This is a genomic window from Streptomyces sp. NPDC002054 (assembly GCF_040296685.1).
In the GTDB taxonomy this organism is placed as follows: domain Bacteria; phylum Actinomycetota; class Actinomycetes; order Streptomycetales; family Streptomycetaceae; genus Streptomyces.
This window is the reverse complement of record NZ_JBEOXT010000034.1, coordinates 1-21,950: the sequence shown is the minus strand read 5'-3', so window position 1 is coordinate 21,950 and position 21,950 is coordinate 1. Positions and strand designations below refer to the sequence as shown.

At 73.0% G+C, this 21,950-nt stretch carries 22 protein-coding genes and 1 pseudogene; 4 read left to right on the top strand and 19 right to left on the bottom strand.

All coding sequences use genetic code 11. From position 1 onward, the window contains the following. Positions 1 to 4 precede the first annotated feature (4 nt). Genes ABT123_RS27850 through ABT123_RS27830 form a run of 5 tightly spaced genes read right to left on the bottom strand, consistent with a single transcriptional unit; the run spans position 5 to position 4,887 of the window. The gene (locus ABT123_RS27850; RefSeq protein ID WP_351319566.1) at positions 5 to 862 is read right to left on the bottom strand and encodes a TatD family hydrolase; all 858 of its coding nucleotides are present in this window, start codon (positions 860 to 862) and stop codon (positions 5 to 7) included. Beyond that, positions 862 to 1,416, bottom strand: coding sequence for an EboA domain-containing protein (locus ABT123_RS27845; RefSeq protein ID WP_502971077.1), 555 nt, complete (start codon positions 1,414 to 1,416; stop codon positions 862 to 864). The genes ABT123_RS27850 and ABT123_RS27845 overlap by 1 nt, the downstream gene beginning before the upstream one ends. 11 nt (positions 1,417 to 1,427) lie before the next feature. Further along, complete coding sequence (locus ABT123_RS27840; protein ID WP_351319562.1) at positions 1,428 to 2,270, bottom strand: sugar phosphate isomerase/epimerase family protein; 843 nt, start codon at positions 2,268 to 2,270, stop codon at positions 1,428 to 1,430. After that, positions 2,267 to 3,754, bottom strand: a complete 1,488-nt coding sequence (locus ABT123_RS27835; protein WP_351319560.1) for an SCO3242 family prenyltransferase — start codon at positions 3,752 to 3,754, stop codon at positions 2,267 to 2,269. The genes ABT123_RS27840 and ABT123_RS27835 overlap by 4 nt, the downstream gene beginning before the upstream one ends. Further along, entirely contained in the window at positions 3,751 to 4,887 is a 1,137-nt protein-coding gene (locus ABT123_RS27830; RefSeq protein ID WP_351319558.1) for an inositol-3-phosphate synthase, read from the bottom strand. Before ABT123_RS27830 ends, ABT123_RS27835 begins: the two co-directional genes overlap by 4 nt. A 239-nt stretch (positions 4,888 to 5,126) precedes the next feature. Here ABT123_RS27830 and ABT123_RS27825 point away from each other — a divergent pair, with 239 nt between their 5' ends. The 3 genes from ABT123_RS27825 to ABT123_RS27815 all read left to right on the top strand — a co-directional run bounded on the left by ABT123_RS27825 (position 5,127) and on the right by ABT123_RS27815 (position 7,465). Continuing rightward, positions 5,127 to 6,212: a methyltransferase gene (locus ABT123_RS27825; RefSeq protein ID WP_351319556.1), complete on the top strand. Its 1,086-nt coding sequence runs from the start codon at positions 5,127 to 5,129 to the stop codon at positions 6,210 to 6,212. A gap of 319 nt (positions 6,213 to 6,531) precedes the next feature. Beyond that, positions 6,532 to 7,134, top strand: a complete 603-nt coding sequence (locus ABT123_RS27820) for an RNA polymerase sigma factor (protein ID WP_351319554.1) — start codon at positions 6,532 to 6,534, stop codon at positions 7,132 to 7,134. Next, positions 7,106 to 7,465, top strand: a complete 360-nt coding sequence (locus ABT123_RS27815; RefSeq protein ID WP_351319552.1) for a hypothetical protein — start codon at positions 7,106 to 7,108, stop codon at positions 7,463 to 7,465. Before ABT123_RS27820 ends, ABT123_RS27815 begins: the two co-directional genes overlap by 29 nt. On the opposite strand, the gene ABT123_RS27810 is transcribed toward ABT123_RS27815, so the two are convergent. The 12 genes from ABT123_RS27810 to ABT123_RS27755 form a co-directional block, all read right to left on the bottom strand. Continuing rightward, positions 7,386 to 8,714 carry an MFS transporter gene (locus tag ABT123_RS27810; RefSeq protein ID WP_351319702.1) on the bottom strand — a complete coding sequence of 443 codons (1,329 nt, stop codon included), beginning with the start codon at positions 8,712 to 8,714 and terminating at the stop codon, positions 7,386 to 7,388. The two genes, ABT123_RS27815 and ABT123_RS27810, sit on opposite strands and share 80 nt — an antisense overlap. 28 nt (positions 8,715 to 8,742) lie before the next feature. Continuing rightward, positions 8,743 to 9,792: an alpha/beta hydrolase gene (locus ABT123_RS27805; protein WP_351319550.1), complete on the bottom strand. Its 1,050-nt coding sequence runs from the start codon at positions 9,790 to 9,792 to the stop codon at positions 8,743 to 8,745. Between the two features lie 58 nt (positions 9,793 to 9,850). Next, a complete protein-coding gene (locus tag ABT123_RS27800) occupies positions 9,851 to 11,356 on the bottom strand; it encodes an FAD-dependent monooxygenase (protein ID WP_351319548.1) in 1,506 nt (501 codons plus the stop codon). Between the two features lie 90 nt (positions 11,357 to 11,446). Next, positions 11,447 to 12,964: an FAD-dependent oxidoreductase gene (locus ABT123_RS27795; RefSeq protein ID WP_351319546.1), complete on the bottom strand. Its 1,518-nt coding sequence runs from the start codon at positions 12,962 to 12,964 to the stop codon at positions 11,447 to 11,449. A gap of 7 nt (positions 12,965 to 12,971) precedes the next feature. Next, a complete protein-coding gene (locus tag ABT123_RS27790) occupies positions 12,972 to 13,913 on the bottom strand; it encodes an aromatase/cyclase (protein ID WP_351319544.1) in 942 nt (313 codons plus the stop codon). 55 nt (positions 13,914 to 13,968) lie between these two features. After that, positions 13,969 to 14,757 carry a 3-oxoacyl-ACP reductase FabG gene (fabG, locus tag ABT123_RS27785; RefSeq protein WP_351319542.1) on the bottom strand — a complete coding sequence of 263 codons (789 nt, stop codon included), beginning with the start codon at positions 14,755 to 14,757 and terminating at the stop codon, positions 13,969 to 13,971. 16 nt (positions 14,758 to 14,773) lie between these two features. Then, positions 14,774 to 15,049: a phosphopantetheine-binding protein gene (locus ABT123_RS27780; protein WP_351319540.1), complete on the bottom strand. Its 276-nt coding sequence runs from the start codon at positions 15,047 to 15,049 to the stop codon at positions 14,774 to 14,776. Between the two features lie 93 nt (positions 15,050 to 15,142). After that, positions 15,143 to 16,354, bottom strand: coding sequence for a ketosynthase chain-length factor (locus ABT123_RS27775; protein ID WP_351319538.1), 1,212 nt, complete (start codon positions 16,352 to 16,354; stop codon positions 15,143 to 15,145). Beyond that, a complete protein-coding gene (locus ABT123_RS27770; protein ID WP_351319536.1) occupies positions 16,351 to 17,622 on the bottom strand; it encodes a beta-ketoacyl-[acyl-carrier-protein] synthase family protein in 1,272 nt (423 codons plus the stop codon). The genes ABT123_RS27775 and ABT123_RS27770 overlap by 4 nt, the downstream gene beginning before the upstream one ends. Next, complete coding sequence (locus tag ABT123_RS27765) at positions 17,619 to 17,948, bottom strand: TcmI family type II polyketide cyclase (RefSeq protein ID WP_351319534.1); 330 nt, start codon at positions 17,946 to 17,948, stop codon at positions 17,619 to 17,621. Before ABT123_RS27765 ends, ABT123_RS27770 begins: the two co-directional genes overlap by 4 nt. A 120-nt stretch (positions 17,949 to 18,068) precedes the next feature. Continuing rightward, positions 18,069 to 18,767, bottom strand: coding sequence for an antibiotic biosynthesis monooxygenase family protein (locus ABT123_RS27760; RefSeq protein WP_351319532.1), 699 nt, complete (start codon positions 18,765 to 18,767; stop codon positions 18,069 to 18,071). Between the two features lie 53 nt (positions 18,768 to 18,820). Next, entirely contained in the window at positions 18,821 to 20,293 is a 1,473-nt protein-coding gene (locus ABT123_RS27755) for an FAD-dependent monooxygenase (RefSeq protein WP_351319530.1), read from the bottom strand. Between the two features lie 144 nt (positions 20,294 to 20,437). Between ABT123_RS27755 and ABT123_RS27750 the strand changes: the two genes are divergently transcribed. Further along, positions 20,438 to 20,887, top strand: coding sequence for a nuclear transport factor 2 family protein (locus ABT123_RS27750; RefSeq protein ID WP_351319528.1), 450 nt, complete (start codon positions 20,438 to 20,440; stop codon positions 20,885 to 20,887). A gap of 90 nt (positions 20,888 to 20,977) precedes the next feature. Here ABT123_RS27750 and ABT123_RS27745 read toward each other — a convergent pair whose 3' ends face one another. Both ABT123_RS27745 and ABT123_RS27740 read right to left on the bottom strand, forming a co-directional pair. Beyond that, positions 20,978 to 21,397, bottom strand: coding sequence for a pyridoxamine 5'-phosphate oxidase family protein (locus tag ABT123_RS27745; RefSeq protein WP_351319526.1), 420 nt, complete (start codon positions 21,395 to 21,397; stop codon positions 20,978 to 20,980). Between the two features lie 66 nt (positions 21,398 to 21,463). Continuing rightward, positions 21,464 to 21,950: pseudogene (locus tag ABT123_RS27740) on the bottom strand (MFS transporter); the annotation flags it as partial.

The following is a 21,950-nucleotide window of genomic DNA, read 5'->3' as shown; positions in this document are numbered from 1 at the left end:
CGGGTCATTCCCCGCCGCGGAGGATGGAATTGCCCTCGTGCAGGGCGGAGATGTCCTCGGACCGGGCGGGTTCCAGGACCAGCCGGCCGCTCAGCCCGTAGAACGCCACCGGGTTGCGCCAGAGCACCAGGTCGACGGTGTCCTCGTCGAACCCGGCGGCCAGCATCGCCAGGCCCACCGCGCGGGTCTTCAGCGGATCGCTCTTCCCCCAGTCGGCGGCCGAGTTGACCAGCACCTTCTCCGGGCCGTACGTACGGAGCAGGGCCACCATCCGGTCCTCGTCCATCTTGGTGTCCGGGTAGACGGAGAAGCCCAGCCAGCAGCCGGCCTCCTTGGCCTCGCGCACCGTGGTCTCGTTGAGGTGGTCCAGCACCACCCACCCGGGATCCAGATCGGACTCCCGCACCACGTCGACGGTGCGGCGCAGTCCGGCGAGCTTGTCCCGGTGCGGGGTGTGCACCAGGGCCGGCAGTTCGTGGTCGGCGGCCAGTTGCAGCTGCGCGGCCAGCGCCGTGTCCTCGGCGGGGGTCATCGCGTCATAGCCGATCTCGCCGACCGCGACCACCCCGTCCTTGACCAGGTAGCGGGGGAGTTCGGCGAGGACCGGAGTGCAGCGCGGGTCGTTCGCCTCCTTCGGGTTCAGCGCGATGGTGCAGTGGTGCGCAATGCCGTACTGGGCGGCCCGGTACGGCTCCCAGCCCAGCAGCGCGTCGAAGTAGTCGTAGAAGGACTCGGGCGAGGTGCGCGGCTGGCCGAGCCAGAACGCTGGCTCGACCACGGCCCGGACGCCGGCGGCGTGCATGGCCTCGTAGTCGTCGGTGGTGCGGGAGGTCATGTGGATGTGCGGGTCGAAGATGCGCATCAGGCTTGCGCTGCCTCTCGGGTCAGGGCGCGTACGTGGTGGAGGTCCTCGGGGACGGGGCGGCCGGCCGCGGTGCGTTCGGCGGCCTGGCCGTCGAGCATCCGCGCCAGTTCCGCGTCTCCGGCGGCGCGCCGGGCCAGGCCCGCGACCGCGGTCACCGGGACCTGGGTGAACAGGCACTTCAGGACGGCGTGCCGCCAGGCGTGCGGGTCGAGGTGCTCGGCGGCGTACGGTCCCACCGCAGCCGCGATCAGGGTGGTGTCGTTGGTCCGCAGTGCGTCCTCGACCAGCGGCAGCCCGTCGGCAGCCGCGAGGCCGAGGTCGGGCAGGGCCAGCAGCACGGCGCGGCGTTCGGCCGCGGTGCCCTGCCGGTAGAGGCGGGCGGTGGTGGCGGCGTCGGGGCGGGCCGCGGTCAGCAGCCGGACCCGGGCGGTATCGACGGCCGCCGTGGCGGGCCCGCAGCGGCGGCCGGCCTCGGCGAACCGCAGCTCCCAGGCGGGCACCCCACGACGGGCCACGTCCAGAGCCCCATCCAGCCAGACCGCCGGAGTCATCTGGGTACGGGTCACCGACGACCTCCCTCACGCAGGAACTGCAAGGACCGGGCGGCCAGTTCGGGCCCGGCGTGCGAGTGCCGGGGCAGCTCGACCACGGTCAGCCCCCGGTAGCCGGTCCCGGCCAGGGCTTTGAGCACCGGCGGGAAGTCGATCTCCCCGTCCCCGAACGGCAGGTGCTCGTGGACCCCGCGCCGCATGTCCTCGATCTGTACGTGGCGCAGCCAGGGCGCGGCGGCCCGCACACAGTCCGCGGGGGACAGCGGCTCCAGGCACTGGCAGTGCCCGATGTCCAGGGTCAGGCCGAGGACCGCCGGGCTGCCGAGCTCCGTGCGCAGCCGGTGGAAATCGGCGAGGGTGGCCAGCAGATGGCCCGGTTCGGGCTCGACGGCGAGCGGAACTCCGGCGCTCTCGGCTGCGTCGAGGACCGGCCCGAGTGCGTGCGCGAGCAGCTTCCAGGCGGTGTCCTCGGGCATGCCCGGGGGCCTGATCCCGCTGAAGCAGTGCACGGCGTGCGCGCCGAGGTCGGCGGCGACCCGGACGGCCCGGACGAGCAGCCCGGTCCGGACCGCCCGCTGCTCCGGGTCGGGGTCGAGCAGGGACGGCCCGTGCTTGCGGCGCGGGTCGAGGACGTAGCGCGCGCCGGTCTCCACCGCCACCTCGAGCCCGAGCCGGTCGAGCCGGCGGGCCACCAGCCGGGTACGGGCGGCCAGGCCGGGGGTCATCGGGTCCAGGTGCATGTGGTCGAGGGTCAGCCCGACCCCGTCGTACCCGAGGTCGGCGAGCAGGGTGAGGGCGTCGTCGAGCCGGAGATCGGTCAGCCCGTTGGTGCCGTAGCCGAGGCGCAGGCTCATGTCGGGTTCACCTTCCGTGCGAGGCGGCGGGCCACGGGCACCAGCCCGACCAGCGCGAGCGCGGTCCCGGGCGCCCCGGCCCGGGCGGCGAGCGCCGCCTGCAGCGGGATCATGGCCCGAATGCCGCCGCCGACGGCCCGCTGGGTGAGCGGCGGCGACGGATTGAGCACGGCATGCACCAACGGCCGCCCGGCAGTCCCGACATACAACCCAGCCAACCCAACCCCAGCAACCACCCGCACCACCCGGTCCCGGTCGCCCCCTGCCAACAGTCCGGCCGCCCCGAGCCGCCCGACGGCGGACGCCGCCCCGAGCCCGGCCAGCGCAAGGCCGGCCACGTCACGCAGCCTGGTTCCCGCCCCGGCGGCCTGAGCCCCGCCGGTCCCGTCCCCGTGCCGCGGGGCCCGGCCCCGTTCGTCGGTCCGGCGCAGCCGCGCCGCACCGGCAGCCTGTGCCGCGGCCATCCCGGCGGGTGAGCCCGGCCGAGCCCCAGCCACGTCGCAGACCGCGGCGGCGTACCGGGGCGTATTCAACCCGGCGTCGGCCAAGCCCAAGACGTCCCCGGGTCCCGGCCGCGCAGCGGCCGGCCCGGTGAGCCCCCACAGCCCGGCCAGCGCGGCCTCACCCAGCACCCGCGCCCGGCCCCCGGCCGGGGCGCCGGGCCGGTCCGCCGCGGCGTCGGCCGGTCCGGCACTCGGCGGACCTGCGTCCGCCAGGGCGCTCAGGCCGGCGCCTGCAAGGCCCGCCAGCATGGCGCGGGCAGCACCCGCGGAACCCGTCGGCCCGGCAGACAGCTCCGCGGCAAAGGCCTCCGGGCCGGAGCTCGGCTCGGTTCGGCGACGGGCCGTCAGGCCCGTTAGGCCCGCCAGGGCGAGCGTGCCGCCCAGGGCGGCCAGGGACGTCAGGGGGGCGCCGCCCTGGGTTTCGCGGCGGGAGACGGCCGTCACCGCGTACGTGTGCCCGCCCAGCGCCAGCGCCGACGGCAGCGCCGGGCGGATCCCCGTCGGCGAGGACGCCACCGCGCCCAGCAGCAGGTCCAGCGAGCGGGCCGCGGCCATCGCCGCCGGTCCCGCCTTCGTGTGCTTCAGGCCCAGGTCGTACGCCCACACCGTGCTCGCCAGGCCGCCCGCCACCGCCGCCGCCCGGCGGCCCGCGCACGCCGCGAGGACCAGCCCCGCCACCGTCAGCCCGCCCGCGGCGGCCAGCGCCGCCCCGGGCCGGATCCGGCCCGACGGTATCGGCCGCTCCGGCCGCTCGGCCGCGTCCTCCTCCCGGTCCGCCCAGTCGTTGAGCGCCATGCCCGCCTCGTACAGGCAGAGCGACGCCCCCACAGCCAGCCCGGTGCGGCGGCCGGGCCGCACCCCGGCCGCCGCCGCACCCGCCAGCGCGTCCCCCGGTACGGTGAACAGCGCCGACACCCGCAGCAGTTCGGCCCAGGCCCGGCCCCGGCCCCGCCCCGCGACGGCAAGCGGCCCGCCGCTCATCGCGTCTCCCGCAGCAGCTCGGCGAAGCCGAGCAGCGCCTCGTACTGGCCGGCCAGCGACGCGTCCGCGCCGTCCGTACCGTCCGGGTCCTTGAAGTAGAAGCCCAGCTCCGGCCGCGGCCCGGCCAGCCCCGCCTCGTGGGCCCGGCCCAGCAGCCGGGCCAGGTCCAGCACCAGCGGCGCCGCCAGCGCCGAGTCACAGCCCTGCCAGGTGGTCTGGAGGACCATCCTGGTGCCCAGGAAGCCCTCGAACGCGACGTGGTCCCAGGCCGTCTTCCAGTCGCCGAGCGCCGGTACGTCGTCGATGTGCGTGGTGCCCTCCGGAAGCCCGCCCAGCACGTCCTCCAGCACCCGGTTCTTCCCCGCGTTCTTCGCCGCCGCCGCAGCCGGCTCACCGAGCGCCGCCCCGTCGCCGCCGCCCAGCAGGTTCGTGCCCGACCAGGCCCGCACCCGCAGCTCCCGCTGCGCGAACATCGGCGCCAGCACCGACCGCAGCAGGGTCTGCCCGGTCTTCCCGTCCCGGCCCGTGTACGGCAGGCCCGACGCCGCGGCAGCCTCCGCCAGCGCGGGATGCCGCAGCCCCGCCGACGGGGTGAAGTTGACGTACGCGCAGCCGGCCCGCAGTGCCGCCGCCGCGTACAGCGAACTCGCCGGCAGCCGAACGGCTCCCCCTTCGTCCACCGGTTCGGTGGACGCCACGTTCACCACCACCGCCCGGGCCAGCCCCCGCCGCCGTACGAACTCCCCGATGTCCGCGGCAAACGCCGCGATCAGCTCCTCGTCCCCGCGGGTGTCCCCCGGCTGCGGCCCGCCCGGGCGTATCTCCGCATCCGCCTCGGCCAGTTCCCGGTGCACCGCCGCGGGCAGCCCGTGCGGCAGCACCCCGCCCTCGGCCAGTTCCTCGGCCCGCTTCGGCAGCGGCCCGGCCGCCGTGTCGTGGCCGCCGAAGACCAGCCCGTCCAGCGGAGCCAGCCCGCAGTCCGCGAACGCCCCGGTCTCCGTGACCATCCCGGCGGCCGGCCACAGCCCGGCGGCCAGCGCGGCACAGCCGGCGACCACCGTGGTCGCCACGGAGCCGCGCGCCCCGATCAGCCACACTCCCGTCCTGGGTCCATCGGTACGACGACGCTGCATGGCCGGCCTCCAGAGCACATCGGCGCTTCGCGGGGGAGCGGACGTACGACTGACGTACGACTGGCTCGAACTCGATGTCGAACCCGGTCCGCGGGACGAAACGGTAACTCCGGCGTGCCGCCGCACGGCCGTGCCGCGTTCCGTTCTCAAGGCCGCATCGAGCCCGGCCCGAGAGGTTTCCATGCGGCCGGATCCACGCTGTCAGCAGGATTGTCGGCCGGCCTCCCCGAGGAGAACTCATGCCCGCATTGCCACCCCCGCGCGTCGTCCGCACCGTAGAAGGGGTGCGGTCGGGCCTGCAGAACCTGACCCGCAAACTCGCGCCCGCCCCGTTCGCCCTGCTCGAACTCGCCCAGGGCTCGATGGTCACCCAGGCGATCTACGCCGCCGCCGAACTCAACGTCGCCGACGCCCTCGCCGACGGCCCGCTGACCGTCGACGAGCTGGCCGCCCGGGTCGACGCCCACCCCGAGTCCCTGTACCGGCTGCTGCGGCTGCTCGCCAGCCACTCGATATTCACCGAGCAGAAGGACGGCCGCTTCGCCCTCACCCCGATGGGCAGCGCGCTGCGCTCGGACGTCCCGATGTCCATGCGCGACACCGCGATCCTGATGGGCCACCCCACCCACTGGGAGGACTGGGCCTACCTGGTGGACGCGGTCCGCAGCGGCGAGCCCAGCCTGCCCAAGCGGCGCGGCATGGGCGCCTTCGAGTTCCTGGAGCTGGACCCCGAGTACGGCGAGGTCTTCACCCGCGGCATGGGCGGCATGTCGGTGACCGAGACCCTGCCCCTGGTCTCCGCCTACGACTTCTCCCGCTACGCCACCATCGTCGACTTCTGCGGCGGCCAGGGCGGCCTGCTGGCCGGCATCCTGGAGAAGGCCCCGAACAGCCGCGGCATCCTCGTCGACCCGCGCATCGACACCAATGGCGCCCAGGCCTTCCTCACCGAGGCCGGGGTCGCCAACCGCTGTTCCGTGGAGAACCGCGGCCTGTTCGACGTCCCGCCCTCGGGCGGGGACGCGTACCTGCTCAAGCACATCGTCCACGACTGGCCGGAGGACCAGGCGCTGGAGATCCTGCGCAACGTCCGCGAGGCCATCGGCTCCGGCGGCGGCAAGCTGCTGCTCATGGAGATGGTGCCCACCCCGGGCAACAGCCCGCACTCCGCCAAGCTGATCGACCTGTGGCTGATGCTGCTGGTCGGCGGCAAGGAACGGACCCCGGAACAGTACGCGGACCTCCTCTCCCGGGCCGGCTTCGCCCTGGAGAAGATCCACCAGACCGCCGCGGCCATCTCGATCATCGAGGCCCGCCCGGTCTGACCACCCCCGAACCAACCCCCAACCAACCCCGCCCCCCCGAACCAGCCCCCGCCCGCCCGCTCCGGGCCCCCGTCCCGGGCGGCCCCCCGTCCCGCCGCCCGGCCGGTCACCCCGCCCGGACGCGGTCCGGTGGGCCGCCCGGAACTTTTTCGGGCCGGGGCCGAATCCTTTCGGCGGGCCCGCGCCTCCTATACACGTGCCGACAAACGTCGGGACCTGAAATAGGAGGCCTTCGTGCTCACAGGTATCGCCATCGCCGTCGGAGCCGTGCTGCTCTGCACGTGCACCTACTTCGCCCTGCGCAAGCGCAAGCAGACCCGTGTCTGACTCGGCTGCCTCGTCCGGCTCGTCCTGGCCCGGTGAGCAGCTGATCGTCGCCGCCCAGCGCGGCGAGGTCGATTCGATCACCGCGCTGGTGTCGGGTTCGCACCCGAACGTGCAGCGGTTCGCCCGCTCGCTCTGCGCCACTCCCGAGGATGCCGAGGACGCCGCACAGGAAGCCCTGATCATCCTCTATCGCAAGATCGGGATGCTCCGGGCCTCCGGCGCGCTGGCGTCATGGATGTTCCGCATCGTCCGCAACGAGTGCCTGCGCCGCGCGCGGACGATGCGGGCCCCCGCACCCCTGCCGGACACCGCCGTGCGCTCGGCCGAGGAAGTGGTCCTGCAGCGCATCGAGGCGGGCAGGGTGGCGGACGCCATCGCCGCCCTGCCGGCCGAGCAGCGCCACGTACTGATCATGCGGGACATCCAGGGCTACAGCGGACGCATGGCCGCCGAAGCGCTCGGCCTCAGTACCGCCGCGATGAAATCGCGCCTGCACCGCGCCCGCACCGCGGTCCAGCAGTCCCTCCGCGCCACACCCGAACCCGCACCTGGAGACACCCATGCCCATGCCGACCACCAAAGCCGCCGGCCCTGACTTCGCGAGTACGTCCCTGCCCCGCCACCTGGTCCGGGGCGCGATCGGCTTCGGCGGCCTGATCGGCTCGGTCGCGCTGATCCCGGCCGTCGGCCCGCTCAGCCTGCTGCTCCTGCCGGTCGGCGTACTGGCCCTGCGCGGCTGCCCGATGTGCTGGGCCATCGGCCTGATGCAGACCGTCTCGCGGGGCCGCCTGCAACGCACCTGCGAGGACGGCCAGTGCAAGCTCACCGTCGCGGACGTTCCCCGGATCAGCCCGGAGCTATCGGGTCCCGCCGCGCCTCCAGATCCGACGCGTCCGCCGGTACCTGTACCCCGGCTCCGGGCATAGCTGCCGCCGCCCGGCCCCGCCGGTCCTTGGCCCGCCGCTCCGCGCCCGCCGCGGCCAGCGCCGCCGCCACCGACACCAGCCCGCCCAGGTACAGCACCGAGCGGGCCCCCAGGTGTTCGGCGAACCAGCCCGCCAGCAGGCTGCCCAGCGGGGTGCTGCCCTGCAGGATCAGCGTGTACAAAGCCATTACTCGGCCCCGATAGGCGGGATCGCTGCCCAGCTGGATCCGGTGGTTCGCGGCCTGCGCGAAGTACAGGGCCGCGAAACCGGTGAGGAACAGCAGCACCACCGCCGCGGCGAAGGTCGGGGCCCACCCGGCGGCGGTCTCCACCAAGCCGAAGGCGAGCGCCGACGCCACCACCGTACGAGCCGCCGGCCGGCCGCGGCGGGCCGTGGTGGCCAGCGCCGCCAGCAGCGAGCCCGCCGCGAACGCCGTCGTCAGCAGTCCGAACGACGCCGCGTCGGCGTGGAACACGGTCATCGCCAGCAGCGGCAGCATCAGCTGGAAGTTCAGCCCGAACATACCGATCACGCCGACCAGCAGCACCGGCATCACCAGATCGCGGCGCTCCCGCACATAGCGGAGCCCGTCCGAGACGCGCGCCGCCTTGCCCGTCGGGGGACTTCGCAGCAGCTCGCCCGGCCGCATCAGCCGCAGCCCCGCCACCGTCGCCAGATAGCTGGCCGCGTTCAGCACCATCACCCAGCCGGTGCCGACCGCGGTGATCAGCGCACCCGCGAGGGCCGGCCCGGCCACCCGGGCGATGTTGAAGTACGCGCCGCTGAGCGCGGACGCGTTGGGCAGCAGATCGGGCCCGACCAGCTCGCTGACGAACGACATCCGGGTCGGCACCTCGACCGCATTGACCAGGCCCAGCCCGAAGGCGCACACCCAGATGTGCCACAACCGCACCTCCCCCGTCAGGGCCGGCACGGCCAGGGCCAGCGCCAGCACACCGGAGGCCAGATTGGCGACGGTCAGCAGCATCCGCTTGTCGTAGCGGTCGGCGAGCCGGCCCCCGTACAGGGTCAGCAGCAGCGGCGTGAACTGCAGCGCGGTCACCACGCCGAGGGCGGTGCCGGAACCGCCGGTGAGGCCCAGGACCAGCCAGTCCTGGGCCACCACCATCATCCAGGTGCCCGCGGCGGACACCACCTGCCCGGCCACGAACAGCCGGAAGTTGCGCACGGACAGCGAGCGGAAGGTGCGCGACGCAAGGCGGCGGTCCAGGCGGTCCAGGCGCTTCATGCGGTTCAGGCGGTTCACGGGCCGGCGGTCACGCCGCACGCCCGGTCCGGGTCATGCAGTCCTCCAGGAAGGCCAGGGCCCGCAGATGGTACGAGCGGGCAGCCCAGCCCAGGCTGATGTTGTGCCCGGCGTCCGGCTGCCGGTCGATCTGCACCCGCGGCGCGGCCGTCAGCCGGCTCGCCAGATCGGCCAGGTCGTGGTCACCGTGGTGCCACCAGGCCTCGTGCTCGGCGAAGGTCAGCCGGATCGGGATCCGGATGCGCGGTGCGAGCGCCGCGAACAGCTCGGTCCAGTGACCGAGTTCCCCCGCCTCCAGCGCCGGCATCGGCGCCACCAGCGAGGTGCTGATCTTGAAGGTTCCCTGCGGGTAGAGGCGCAGCGGGCCCCAGTGCCGCTGGGTCTGCTTCAGCCCCTCCTGAGGGTCGCTGGGGGCGAACCGGTGGCCGCAGCCGGAGATGTCCAGGCCCAGCAGGCCGTCCTCGCCGGTGAGACCGGCACAGGTGGACAGGGCGAGCTTGCCGCCGTACGAGTGGGCGAGCAGGAACAGGCCCGCGCCGGAGGCGTACCGGGAGGTGAAGTCGGCGAGGGCCGCGCGCAGCAGCACGGCCTGCTCGGCCAGGGCCAGGCCGTCGGGGAAGAGCGCCGCGGACTCCCCGTAGCCGGGGCGGTCCACGGCGAGGACCGTGTAGCCGAGGCTCGCGCCGAGCGTCAGCAGGGAGGTCTCCGGGTGCGCCTGCCCGTCGAAGTAGCCGGCGGTCATCCCGCCGCCGTGCACGGCGACCACGGTGGCGCGCGGGGCCGTGTGCTCGGGTGTGCTCAGCAGGGCCGAAAGGGTGACGCCGGCCGCGTCCAGGGTGATCCGGCGTACGCCGGGGGACAGGCCGGGGTCCTGCGGTACGGCGACGAGCCCGGCCACCGCCGTGGCGGCCCCCGCCGTTGCCACCGGGCCGGCCGCCGGGGCGGTGGTGGTGCTCCTCGCGGCCCCGGCCGGCGCTGCCGCCGCGGCCGTTGCCGCCGTCGTGGCCAGCGTGAGCGAGGCGAGCGACGCGACCGACGCGGCGGTCATGGTGCTGTCCATCGGGTACCCCCGTACGGCCGGCCGCCGCGGCCCGCTGACGGTCCGCGGCGGCTTGCAGTCATCGCGCGTCGCCGAACCAGCGGCGCAGCGCGTCGGTCAGTTCTTCGATACTGTCGCCCGCCCACGCCACGTGCCCGTCGGGACGGACCAGCAGAGCGGCGGTGCCGTGCAGCGGGTCCTCGCCCTCCAGCGGCTTCGCGGTGGCGGTGGTGACGGCCACCTTGCCCTGCCAGCGGGCCGCGACGGCCCGCAGCTCCGGGCTGTCGGCCAGGTCCAGGAACACGCCCCGGCCCCGGTGCAGCAGCCGGGTGGTGCTGGTCTCCTCGCCGTCCGCGGTGACCAGCGCCCGGGTCGCCAGCCGCCGGCCCCGGAGCGGGTGGCCGCCCTCGCCGAAGTCGTACGCGATGTCCAGGCCGCTGACGATCCCGGCCAGGTGCCGCTTGACCTCGTCGTGGACGATGAGCTCGGAGAACAGCGCGCGCAGCGGGTCGGCCTCGGCACCGCCGAGGAACACCGTGCCCTGGGCGCTGGTGTTCATCAGCAGCCGCTGCCCGACCGGGTGCCGCTCGCCGTGGTAGGTGTCGAGCAGCCCGTCCGGGGCGCCCCCGGCGACCACCGCGGCCAGCTTCCAGCCGAGGTTGACGGCGTCCTGGACGCCGGTGCTCAGCCCCTGCCCGCCGGCCGGGAGGTGGATGTGCGCGGCGTCGCCGACCAGCAGCACCCGGCCGCGCCGGTACTCGGTCGCCTGCCGGGCCGCATCGGTGAAGTAGCTGACCCACTCCGCGCCGCCGCCGCTGATGTCCTCGCCGGTGATGTGCTTCCAGGCCGCGGCGACCTCGGCGAAGGTGACCGGCTCGGCGTCCCGGCCGCGGGCCGGAGTGCCGTCCGGACAGACGATGATGCGGTCCACGCCCTCGGCGAGCGGGGCGGCCATCACCATGCCGTTGGGCTGCCGCTCGCCCAGGAACCGGGGGCGCAGCCCGCAGCCGGTCACATCGGCGAGGAACATCGCGCGGGTGGCCGAGGTGCCCGGGAAGTCGAAGCCGGCGGCCTTGCGGACGCTGCTCTGCCCGCCGTCGGCACCCACCAGGTAGGCGGCGCGCAGCTGCTGCATCCCGTCCGGGGTGCTGACGGTGATCTCGACGCCGTCGCCGTCCAGGTAGCCCTCGGACAGGTCCAGGAAGTCCCAGCCGCGCCGGATGTCCACGCCCAGCGCGCGGGCCCAGTCCTCCAGCACCGCCTCGGTGACGTTCTGCGGGATGCCGCGCGCTCCGAAGTGGGCGCCGGGCAGCACCGTGTAGTCGAACTGCACCCCGCCGAAGTGGCCGAGCGGGCTGGTCTCCAGGGTCTCGCCCTGGCCGAACCGGGGCAGCAGGCCCCGCTGGTCGAACACCTCCATGGCCCGTGCGGTGAAGCCGAGGCCGCGAGACTGGCCGGTGGGCTGCGTCAGTCGTTCGGTGACGATGACGCTGGCCCCGCCCAGGCGCAGTTCTCCGGCGAGCATCAGCCCGGTCGGGCCCGCGCCGACGATGATGACGTCCGCGTCAGCGGCTGTCCCTTCCATGGTCTTCCTCTTCTCCGGTGTGAGTCCGTATCCGTGCGATCCGGCACGGCGGGGTCCGGCCCGGCCGGGCCGAGGCTGGGCGCCGCTCGCTCAGCGCGCCGCGCCGAACCAGCGCTCCAGTGCCGTCCGCAGTCCGTCCTCCGCGGGCCCGGCCCAGACCACATGGCCGTCGGGCCGCACCAGGACGCAGCCGGCCGCGTCCAGCGGCCCCGGCCGCTCCGGCCGGCCCGCGACCACCGCGACCCGGTCCGCCCAGCCGCCGCGCACCGCCGCCGGCACCTCCGTGCCACCGCGCAGGTCCAACAGCAGGCCGCGGCCGGTGCGCAGCAGTTCGGTGCTGGTGAGCGCGGCCCCCGCCGATCCCTCGGCCGAGGTCAGCCGCAGCTCCGGCAGCCGCGCGCCGAGCAGCTCGTGCGCCGGGCCGGTGACGTCGTAGCGGACGTCGAGGCCGCTGATCATGCCCGCCAGGTGGGCCCGTACCGGCTCGTGGCCGATGAGCTCCGCCAGGACCTCGCGCAGCGGCTCCACCTCGCGCCCGCCGAGCAGCAGGTGTGCCTGCGCCTCGATGTTGGCCAGCACCCGCCGCCCCACGGCGTGCCGTTCCGTGTGGTAGCTGTCCAGCAGGCCTTCGGGGGCGGTGCCGGCCACCTCGGCGGCCAGCTTCCAGCCCAGGTTGAACGCGTCCTGGAGCCCCAGGTTCAGGGCCTGCCCGCCGATCGGCATCTGCCGGTGGGCGGCGTCCCCGGCGAACAGGATCCGGCCGTGCCGGTACTGCTCCAGCTGCCGGTTGGCGTCACCGAAGGCATTCACCCACAGCGGGGTGCCGCCGCCGATGTCCTCCCCGGTGACCCGCTTCCATACGTCGGCCACCTCGGCGAACTCGGCGTCGCCGGTCCGCGGCCGGGCCGTGCTGCCGAACTCGTGCACCATCACCCGGGTCACCCCGTCGGGGCGCCGGGCCGCGATGGCCAGGCCCTGCGGCAGCCGCTCGAAGCGGCGGTTGGGCACCTCGATGCCCTCGACATCGGCGCGGATCAGCTCCCGCCGGGCGTCGTGGCCGGGGAACGGCACGCCGGCCAGCCGGCGCACCGTACTCTCCTCGCCGTCACAGCCGACCAGATAGCGGGCCCGGACCCGCAGCACCGAGCCGTCCCGCCCGGCGGCCTCCGCCTCGACGAACCCGTCGGAGTCGGAGCCGCCGGACAGGGCGACCAGCTCGTGCCCGCACCGGACGTCCACGCCCAGGGCGAGCGCCCATTCCTCCAGCACCGCCTCGGTCTTGGCCTGCAGCACCTTCCACTGCCCCGGCCACGGGCCGGGCAGCGACAGGTCCAGCGGCAGCCCGCCGAAGTGGCCGCGCGGCTCGTTCGGCGGGGTGCCGAACTCGGCCATCAGGCCGCGGCTGTCGAGGATCTCCATGGTGCGGGCGTGCAGGGTGGAGGCCCTCGACGCGGTGCTCGGAGCATGCCGCTGCTCCAGTACGACCACCTCGGCGCCGCCGAGTCGCAGCTCCGCGGCGAGCATCAGCCCGACCGGGCCGGCCCCGACCACCACGACCTGGGTGTCCAGCAGGTCCGCCGTGTCGGCCACGGCCGCCGTGTCGGTCATGACCGGATCAGCTCTTCTGCTCGGCGTGGGCCTTGGCGTGGTTGAGCGTGGCCGTGCTGTTGGTGCTGAGCGCCGTGTGGACGTAGGCGCGGGCGTCGGCGACGGTGGCCTGTGGACCGAGGATCTTCTCGATGTTGTCCGTGTTCAGCGTGACGGTGTGCTGCGAGGACGCGGCGGTCACCCCGTCCGTCTCCACGAACGTCCACTCGCCGGTGTGCAGGACCATCAGCGCGGGCAGCGTGACCTGCTTGTAGGCGATCTTGTGGTCGGGGAAGACCACCCGGTACGACTTGGTGGTGTGCACCGAGCCGTCCTTGGCGCGGGTGTCCATCTCCAGGGTCTGCAGGCCCGGGGTGTCCTCGGTGAGCCGTACGGTGGCCACGTGCGGCAGGCGCTCGGCCCACCGGTCCGCCTCGTTGATGAAGTCGAAGGCGTCCTTGGCCGACCCGTTGATCTCCACCGTGTCGGTGAAGGAGAACGTCAGCTCCTCCGCCGCGTGGGCGAGTTCGACGTTCTTCTTCAGCGCGGCCAGCTCGGACAGACTGTTCTTGTCCACGGCCCGCTCGATCCACAGCAGGTCGTGCGGGTCGTCGCCGATCGCGCTGTAGTCGTGCAGCAGCCGGACCCGGGTCTCCTCCTCGCCGAGCGGCTCCAGGATCCAGGTGCCGCCCATGGCGGCCACCGGCGCGGCCGGCACCTCCTGCCGGAAGGTGATCTTCAGACCTTCCGGGTCGAGGGTGCGGCGCGAGGTCCAGTTCTTGGCGTCGCCGTTGGCGGTGGCCCAGATCCGGATCCGCTCCTCGGTGCCGGCGGCGTCGGCCTCCACCCGGTCGACGTGGATGGTCGGCGGGAAGATCCGCGGCCAGTTGGTCACCTCGGCCAGCAGCCGGTACACGGCACCGGCCGGGGCGCCGATGGTGATCTCGTGCTCAACCTCACGGGTCGTCATCTTCGGTGTCCTCAGTCCTCAATCGGTCGGGCGACCGGTCGATCGGTCGAGCGGGTCAGAAGTTGCCGAGGCCGCCGCAGACGTTCAGCGCCTGCGAGGTGATCGACGCGGCCGAGTCCGAGGCCAGGTAGCCGACCAGGCCGGCCACCTCCTGCGGGGTGGAGTAGCGGCCGAGCGGGATCTTCGACTGGAACTTCTCGAGGATGGCGTCCTCGGAGGTGTCGTAGGCCGCCGCGTAGCCCTGCCGGACCCGCTGCGCCATCGGCGTCTCCACGTACCCGGGGCAGACGGCGTTGACCGTGATGCCGGTGGGCGCGAGCTCGTTGCCGAGGGCCTTGGTGAAGCCGACCACGCCGTGCTTGGAGGCCGAGTACGGGGCGCCGAGCACCACGCCCTGCTTGCCGGCGGTGGAGGCGATGCTGATGATCCGGCCGCGGTCCTTGTGCCGCATCCCGCCGGTGTTCAGCACCTCGCGGGTCAGCCGGAACACGCTGGTGAGGTTGGTGTCGATCACGTCGTCCCACAGCTCGTCCGCGATGTCCGCGGTCACGCCGCCACCGGACCGGCCGGCGTTGTTGACGAGCACGTCGACCGTGCCGAAGCGGTCCACCGCGGCCTCGACGAACGCCTTGACGGACGCGCCGTCCCGGACGTCGAGGACGCCGCCGTCCACCTCCAGGCCCTCGTCCTGGAGCTCCTTGACGGTGGCGGCGACGTTCTCGGCATTGCGCGCGCCGATGAACACCCGGTGCCCCTGCTGGGCCAGCAGCCGGGCCGACTCCAGCCCGATCCCGCTCGTCGCGCCCGAAACCAGGGCGACCCGCCCGTTGTCGTTCTTCGTCATCGTCGCGTCAGCCCCTTCACGCGGCCACGGCGTCGACGGACGCCAGCTGGCGGTTGACGGCCGCGATGAGGGCGGCGGGGGTGATGGTGTCGTCCACCGCCTCGTCGTCGAGCGATATCTCGTACTCGCGCTCGATCAGGCTGCCGGCCTCGAGCAGTGCCAGGGACTCGTACTGCAGCTCGGCGAAGGTGGTCTCCAGGATGTCGGCGTCCAGGTCGACCCCCTCCGCCACGCCCGCGGCCCCGAGCAGGATCCGCTTGAGATCGTCGAGGGTGAAAGACTTGCTGGCCATGTCGTTCCCTTCATCGGTGCGGCATGCCGCGCGGCATGCCCGGGCTGTGGTGTGGGCGGGCTGTGGTGCGGGCGCCGTGGTACGGGCGACCGGTCAGACGGCGCGGACGACCAGCGCGGAGTTGAACCCCCCGTGGCCGCGGGCCAGCACCAGGGCGGTGCGGACGTTCGCCGTGCGCGGCTGGCCCAGCACCAGGTCGAGCTGGTACTCGGGGCAGGGGTCGACGTTCACGGTGGGCGGGATGACGCCCTCGCGCATCGAGAGGAAGGCCGCCGCCAGGTCGAGCGGGGCGGCACCGGAGTACAGCCGGCCCGTCATCGTCTTGGGGACGGTGACCGGCACCCCGCGCGGCCCGAACACGGCGCCCAGGGTCTCGGCCTCGGCCCGGTCGAGCTGCGGCTCGCCCGCCCCGTCCGCGAAGACCACGTCCACGTCGCCCGGTTCGGCACCCGCGTCGGCGAGGGCCGTCTCGATGGCCTTGCGCAGGCCCGGCTCGCGCCCGCTGCCCGGACGGGGGTCGATGGTCGCCCCGTACCCGGCGAGCTCTCCGTAGATCTCGGCGCCGCGCTCGCGGGCCGATGCGGCGGACTCCGCGATGACGATCGCGCCGCCCTCGCCCGGGACGAACCCGTGCGCGTCCCGGTCGAACGGCAGGTAGGCGCTGTTCGGCTCCTCGGAGGTGCTCAGCTTGCCGCTGGCCAGCTGGGCCACCCAGCCCCAGGGGCAGATCGAGGCGTCCACGGCACCGGAGACGATGACCCGGGTGCCCTTGCGGATCTGCCGGCGCGCCTGCGCCAGCGCGTCCAGGCCGCCGGCCTGGTCGCTGACGACCACCCCGCTCGGGCCCTTCATGCCGTTGCGGATGGAGATCTGGCCGCTGTTGACCGCGTAGAACCAGGCGAAGGACTGGTACGCCGAAACGTACTGGCTGCCCTTGCTCCACAGGGCCTGCAGCTCGCCCTGGCCGAACTCGAAGCCGCCCGCCGCGCTCGCCGTCACCACACCCATGTCGAACTCGGGCAAGTCGGCGGGGACGATGCCGGCGTCCTCCAGCGCCCAGTCGGTGGCGACCAGCGCCAGCCGGGTCACCCGGTCGGTCTGCGGCAGCAGCCGGCTCGGCAGCCCGTCCTCGGCGACGCTGCCCGGGATCTGCCCGGCCAGCTTGGCCGGGTAGTCCGAGGGGTCGAATCTGGTGATCCGGCCGATGCCGCTCTTGCCGCTGAGCAGGGCCGCCCAGTAGTCCTGCACGCCCAGCCCGTTGGGGGCTGCGACCCCGAGGCCGGTCACCACGACCGACGTGCTCATACCAGGCTCCTCTCGGGGTTGGCGAGCACCATGGCGCTCTGGAAGCCGCCGAAGCCGCTGCCCACGGTCAGCACCGCGTCGGTCAGCTGCTCGCGCGCGGTCAGGGGTACGTAGTCGAGGTCGCACTCCGGGTCCGGAGTGTGGAGGTTGGCGGTCGGCGGGACCACGTCGTACTCCATGGCCAGCGCCGAGGCGGCGATCTCGATGGAGCCGATCGCACCGAGGGAGTGGCCCACCATCGACTTGATGGAGCTCACCGGGGTGCGGTAGGCGTGGTCGCCCAGGCTCCGCTTGAACGCCGCCGTCTCGTGCCGGTCGTTCTGCTTGGTGCCGGAGCCGTGCGCGTTGATGTAGTCGATCTCGTCGCCGTTCATCTTGGCCTCGTCCAGCGCCAGCCGGATCGCCTCGGCCATCTCCACGCCGTCCGGCCGCAGACCGGTCATGTGGTAGGCGTTGCTGCGGGTCGAATAACCCGCGACCTCCGCGTAGATGTGCGCACCGCGGGCCCGGGCGCTCTCCAGCTCCTCCAGGACGAAGAAGGCAGCGCCCTCACCGAGCACGAACCCGTTGCGGGTGCCGTCGAACGGGCGCGAGGCCCGGCCCGGCTCGTCGTGCCGCGGGGTGGTCGCCTTGATGGCGTCGAAGCAGGCCATGGTGATCGGCGAGATCGGCGCGTCCGAGGAGCCGGCGATCATCACGTCGGCGGTGCCCTCGCGGAGCAGGTCCACGGCGTAGCCGACCGAGTCGATGCCGGAGGTGCAGCCGGTGGACACCACCGTGCTGGGGCCCTCCGCGCCGATGCCCCAGGCGACCTCCGCCGCGAAGGAGCTCGGCACCATCTGGTTGTACAGGTGCGGGGACGCGTACCGGTGGTCGACCAGCTCCAGCCGGCCGGCGTCGCTGACGACCCGGTACTCCTCGTCCAGGGCCATGGTGGCACCGACGGCCGAGCCGACGGTCACCCCGACCCGGTGCGGGTCCAGGCCGGCGATCTCCAGGCCGCTGTCGGCGACCGCACCGCGCGAGGCCACCACCGCGAACTGGGCGGCCCGGTCCATGCGCCGGACCTCCTGCGGGGTGAGCCCGTGCTCGTACGGGTCGAAGTCGACCTCGGCCGCCACCCGCGAGCGGAACGGCGCCGGGTCGAAGAAGGTGATGCCGCGCGTGGCCGTCCGGCCGTCGCTCAGCAGGTTCCAGAAGTTCTCGCGGCCGACCCCGCCGGGCGCGAGCACCTCCATGCCGGTGATGACGACTCGCCGCCCGGTCACGCCTTCGCCTCCCAGTTGTAGAAGCGGGTGGCCATGGCGTCGGCGGGGGAGCGCCAGGTCGCCGGGTCGTAGGCCTCGATGAACGGCTTCAGGTCGTCACTGATCTGCACGAAGCGCGGGTCGGACTTCGCGCCCTCGATCAGCTCGCCGCCGTTGTCGGTGTCGAAGTCCTGCAGGTGGAAGTACAGGCCCCGGTAGGAGAACAGCTGGCGCCGCCGTGTTCCCATCCGCTGGGGCATCTCCGTCGCATCGAATTCGGCGAACAGCCGGGCCACGTCCGCACTCGAGGCCAGGTCCATCCGGGCGACGATCAGCGTGCTGTGCATACGGTCTCGCTCCTCAGCGGTTTCGTGTGTTCGGTACGGGGGCGGTGCGCCCGGGAACGCCCGGCTCCCGGGGGAGCCGGGCGTTCGGTGTTCTGCCGGAACGGCGGAAGCGGGCGCCGGTTACTCCCCGGCGGAACGGGTGTGGACGACGCGGTAGGTGTTGATGTCCGGGATGCCGGTGACGACGGCGCGGATCCGGCCCTCGGCCTTCACACGGGCCTCCGGCTTCTGGTCCTGCGGGATGTCGCGGTGGGCCTCGAACGCCTCCTTGCTCTCCCACTGGGAGTAGGAGACGGCGAAGGAGCCCTCCAGGCCGCGGGCGGCCAGGCCGCGCAGCACCACGTGCGAACGGAAACCGGGCGACTGCAGGAAGTACTCCTGCGCCGGGCCGAGTGCGTCGATCAGCTCTTCCTGGTTCTCCTTGGCGACCGGGAAGACCGCGATGCAGGTGTAGTCGTCGCGCTTCGGGGAGATCTCGATGGTGCCGCCCAGCGACGGGTGCTCCTGGGTGAAGGCCACCTCGTTCTGGAGCAGCTTGATGGAGGTGGTGATCTCGCCGAAGACCGGGAGGGTGCGGTGGTTGAACTCGTCACCGGCGTAGCGCTTCTCGAGGTCCTCGCCGCTGCGCCACTGGATGAAGTTCGCCGTGCCCGGCTTGTCCACGCCGGCGTGCACGGTGCTGGACATCCAGCCCTCGTACGTCGCGGCGTTGACGATCTTCGTCATCTCCTCGATCAGCCTGTCCTGGTTCTCCGGGACGTCCGTCGTGAACAGGTTCAGCACGGTGAGGTGGTTGTCCTGCGTGGAGATCTTGGGCATTCTCTCTTCGCTTCCTTAGGGGTACCGATGGGGTGGACGGAACGGGCGTGGCGTCAGGCGGAGGCCGGGCCGAACCAGCGGCCCAGGGCCTCGGTGAGGCCGGCGGTGGGCTCGCCGAGCGGCGGCGCCCAGGCGACGTAGCCGTCGGGGCGGATCAGCAGACCGTCGAGCGGGGCGTCACAGTCGAAGTTGACGACGGTGACCACGTCGATACGGTCGGCCCAGCCCTCGGCGGCGGCGCGCAGCGCGGCATTGTCGTGGAGGTCCAGCAGCACGCCGCGGCCGGCGTGCAGCAGCTCGAGGCTGCTTCGCTTGTCGCCGCCGACCACGAGCTCGCGGTCCGGCAGCCGGCGGCCGAGCAGCGGGTGCTCGCCGGGGCCGACCTCGTGGCGGATGTCGAGACCGGTCACCATGCCGATCAGGTGGCGCTGCACCGACGGGAAGTCCGCCAGCTCGGCGAAGACCTCCAGCAGCGGGGTGATCTCCTCGCCGCCGAGGTAGAGGATCCGCTGGGCCAGGGTGTTGGCCAGGATCCGGGCACCGACCGGGTGGCGCTCGTCGTGGTACGTGTCCAGCAGGCCTTCCGGGGCCCGGCCCTTGATGTCGAGGGCCAGCTTCCAGCCGAGGTTGACCGCGTCCTGCACACCCGCGCTCATGCCCTGCGCACCGATCGGCAGGTGGATGTGGGCCGCGTCGCCGGCCAGGAACACCCGGCCGCGCCGGTACTCGGCGGCCTGCCGGCTGGTGTCCGTGGTCGAGCTGACCCACAGCGGCGTACCACCGCTGATGTCCTCGCCGGTCAGCCGCAGGAACGCGGCGGCGACCTCGTCGAAGGTAATCGGCTCGGTGCTCGTGCGCAGCGGCTCCGCGCGGTCGAAGTAGATGACCCGGCTACGGTCCGGGCCGATCGGCAGGACCATCACCATGCCGCCGGCAACCCGCTCACCGCTGAACCGGGGACGCAGCGGGACGCCCGCCACATCGGCGAAGCGCAGCTCGATGGCCGCGTCGGTGCCGGTGAACTCGATGCCGGCCAGCCGGCGTACGACACTGCGGCTGCCGTCACAGCCCACCACATAGCGGGCGCGCAGCGTGCCCGGGCCCTCGGGAGTGGTGACCTGAAGGGTCACCCCGTCCTCGTCGCTCTCCAGGCCGGTGACCTCGACACCGCGGCGCACCTCGGCGCCCTTTTCGGCGGCCCAGCCGGCCAGCATTCCCTCGGTGCGCGACTGCGGAATTCCTCGAGCTCCGTACGAGCCGCCCTCAAGGAGACGGTAATCGATGGGAACACCACCGAAGTGCCCGAAGGGAATGACATCCACCTCACCGAGGCGGGAAAGCAGTCCACGCTGGTCGAATTCTTCGATGGTCCGCGCCGAGAATCCGAGGGCACGCGACTGCTGCATGGGCTCGGTGAGCCGCTCGACGACGGTGGCCGAAACTCCATTCAGACCCAGCTCACCTGCGAGCATGAGTCCGGTGGGGCCGGCTCCCACGATGATTACGTCTGCATCAAAGGTGTCCATCTGCCCTCTTCCGACTGGTGTTTTACCAGTATTGCGAGGGGCTACCGGGACAGTAAATAGCCGCTAGTACAGGTTTTCTGCAGGAACGTCATATCCTGTGCAGGAGGGCTTGGCCACCAGCCTCATTCGAGCTCATCCTCAGGCATGACAACAAGCCAATCGACCGCCGAAGTCGCAGCCCTTCTGGATGCCTATCTCATCGGCCTAGACGATGACTTTATCGACGCCGGATGGGCCAAACGGATCTTCACCGAGGACGTGGTGATCGCATTTCCGCCGAATGCCCGGCAAGAAGGCATCGACGGTGTCCCGGAATTCCACCGGATCTCCCTCGAGAAGTTCGCCCGGCACCAGCACATGGGCTCGCCGGCCGTGGTCGAGGTCGACGGCGACCAGGCCGCGCTGCGCGCCAATGTGATCGCCACCCATGTCCTGCACCGGCCGGCCGACGCCCCCGAGGACGCCCCCGCCCCGGTCTTCCAGGCGGGCACCTTCGTCAAGGGCGAGGCCCGGCACACCCCCGAGGGCTGGCGGCTGTCCGCCCTCTCCTTCTCGGTGGTCTGGACGAACGGCACCCCGCCCGCCACCCGCTGACCGTACGGGCACCAAAGCCCGCGGTGGTGCCGGGAGACGAAACTCCCGGCACCACCGCGGGCTGTACCTGTGGGGCAGCGAGTGGTGCTTTTAGACGTTGAGGCTGGCCACCCGGTCGATCTCGATCTCGATGACCACCCGGCCGGGCGGGTTCGGCGGCGCCGACCAGTACCGCTTGGCGTAGCGCCGCGCCCCGTCGTGCACCCGGCCCGGCTCCTCGACCACGTGGGCCGTGCCCTCCAGCGTCACCCAGCTGAACCCGGTCACCTGGCAGAGCACGGCCCGGCTGCCCGGCGTCGCCAGCAGGTTGCGGGCCTTGCGCGACGTGGCCACCGTCATGATCCGGGCCAGGCCGGCCTCCCGGTCCCAGGTGAACCGTACGGGCGCCACGTGCGGCGAGCCGTCGGGCCGGAGGGTGGTGAGCGTGGCGATCTGCGGTTCCGTCAGAAAGGCATCGACCTGGGCCGACACCGCGAGCGCCGCGGCGCGGGCTGTGGACTGCTGCGACACGAGTTCTTCCTTCTCCGTACGCGGGAAGGCTGTGCCCCCTCCCGCGGGAGGGGGCACAGCCGCTTGTCAGACAGTGGTCACGGACTCCGTGGCCGGAGCCGGCGTGCCGGTCCCCTCCACGACCGGCGGACCGGCCTGGACGGGCTTGGCCTTCGGGAAGGCGAAGGCCGCGATGAGCAGCGCCACACCTGCGAAGCAGGCGGCGGCCAGGAACGCGTTGTGGTTGGCGTTCTCCTGGACGTTGACGATCTTGGCCGCGTCCCCGCCCGTGGCGATCAGCTTGTCGGCGAGACCGTTGTAGGCGATGGTCACGATGACGGCGAGGCCGAGGGCGCCACCGGCCTCCTGGCTGGTGTTGATGAGACCGGCGGCCACGCCGGCCTCCTGGTCGCTGATCCCGGCGAAGGCCGCGATCTGCAGGGTCACGAAGCACATGCCGCAGCCGAGGCCGAGCAGGATGAACCCGGGCAGCAGGTCCACCGCGTAGCTGCCGCCCGCCGGGGCGCGGTAGAGGAGCAGCAGACCGGCGATGGTGGTGGCCAGACCGACGATG

Bases quoted from the DNA above. Each gene is read 5' to 3' on its own strand.
- ABT123_RS27845 (WP_502971077.1), bottom strand. From the start codon at position 1,416: ATGACTCCGGCGGTCTGGCTGGATGGGGCTCTGGACGTGGCCCGTCGT.
- ABT123_RS27825 (WP_351319556.1), top strand. From the start codon at position 5,127: ATGCCCGCATTGCCACCCCCGCGCGTCGTCCGCACCGTAGAAGGGGTG.
- ABT123_RS27800 (WP_351319548.1), bottom strand. From the start codon at position 11,356: ATGGAAGGGACAGCCGCTGACGCGGACGTCATCATCGTCGGCGCGGGC.
- ABT123_RS27775 (WP_351319538.1), bottom strand. From the start codon at position 16,354: ATGAGCACGTCGGTCGTGGTGACCGGCCTCGGGGTCGCAGCCCCCAAC.
- ABT123_RS27765 (WP_351319534.1), bottom strand. From the start codon at position 17,948: ATGCACAGCACGCTGATCGTCGCCCGGATGGACCTGGCCTCGAGTGCG.
- ABT123_RS27795 (WP_351319546.1), bottom strand. From the start codon at position 12,964: ATGACCGACACGGCGGCCGTGGCCGACACGGCGGACCTGCTGGACACC.
- ABT123_RS27750 (WP_351319528.1), top strand. From the start codon at position 20,438: ATGACAACAAGCCAATCGACCGCCGAAGTCGCAGCCCTTCTGGATGCC.
- ABT123_RS27850 (WP_351319566.1), bottom strand. From the start codon at position 862: ATGCGCATCTTCGACCCGCACATCCACATGACCTCCCGCACCACCGAC.
- fabG (WP_351319542.1), bottom strand. From the start codon at position 14,757: ATGACGAAGAACGACAACGGGCGGGTCGCCCTGGTTTCGGGCGCGACG.
- ABT123_RS27780 (WP_351319540.1), bottom strand. From the start codon at position 15,049: ATGGCCAGCAAGTCTTTCACCCTCGACGATCTCAAGCGGATCCTGCTC.
- ABT123_RS27805 (WP_351319550.1), bottom strand. From the start codon at position 9,792: ATGGACAGCACCATGACCGCCGCGTCGGTCGCGTCGCTCGCCTCGCTC.
- ABT123_RS27790 (WP_351319544.1), bottom strand. From the start codon at position 13,913: ATGACGACCCGTGAGGTTGAGCACGAGATCACCATCGGCGCCCCGGCC.
- ABT123_RS27830 (WP_351319558.1), bottom strand. From the start codon at position 4,887: ATGCAGCGTCGTCGTACCGATGGACCCAGGACGGGAGTGTGGCTGATC.
- ABT123_RS27835 (WP_351319560.1), bottom strand. From the start codon at position 3,754: ATGAGCGGCGGGCCGCTTGCCGTCGCGGGGCGGGGCCGGGGCCGGGCC.
- ABT123_RS27760 (WP_351319532.1), bottom strand. From the start codon at position 18,767: ATGCCCAAGATCTCCACGCAGGACAACCACCTCACCGTGCTGAACCTG.
- ABT123_RS27810 (WP_351319702.1), bottom strand. From the start codon at position 8,714: ATGAAGCGCCTGGACCGCCTGGACCGCCGCCTTGCGTCGCGCACCTTC.
- ABT123_RS27755 (WP_351319530.1), bottom strand. From the start codon at position 20,293: ATGGACACCTTTGATGCAGACGTAATCATCGTGGGAGCCGGCCCCACC.
- ABT123_RS27840 (WP_351319562.1), bottom strand. From the start codon at position 2,270: ATGAGCCTGCGCCTCGGCTACGGCACCAACGGGCTGACCGATCTCCGG.
- ABT123_RS27815 (WP_351319552.1), top strand. From the start codon at position 7,106: ATGCCGACCACCAAAGCCGCCGGCCCTGACTTCGCGAGTACGTCCCTG.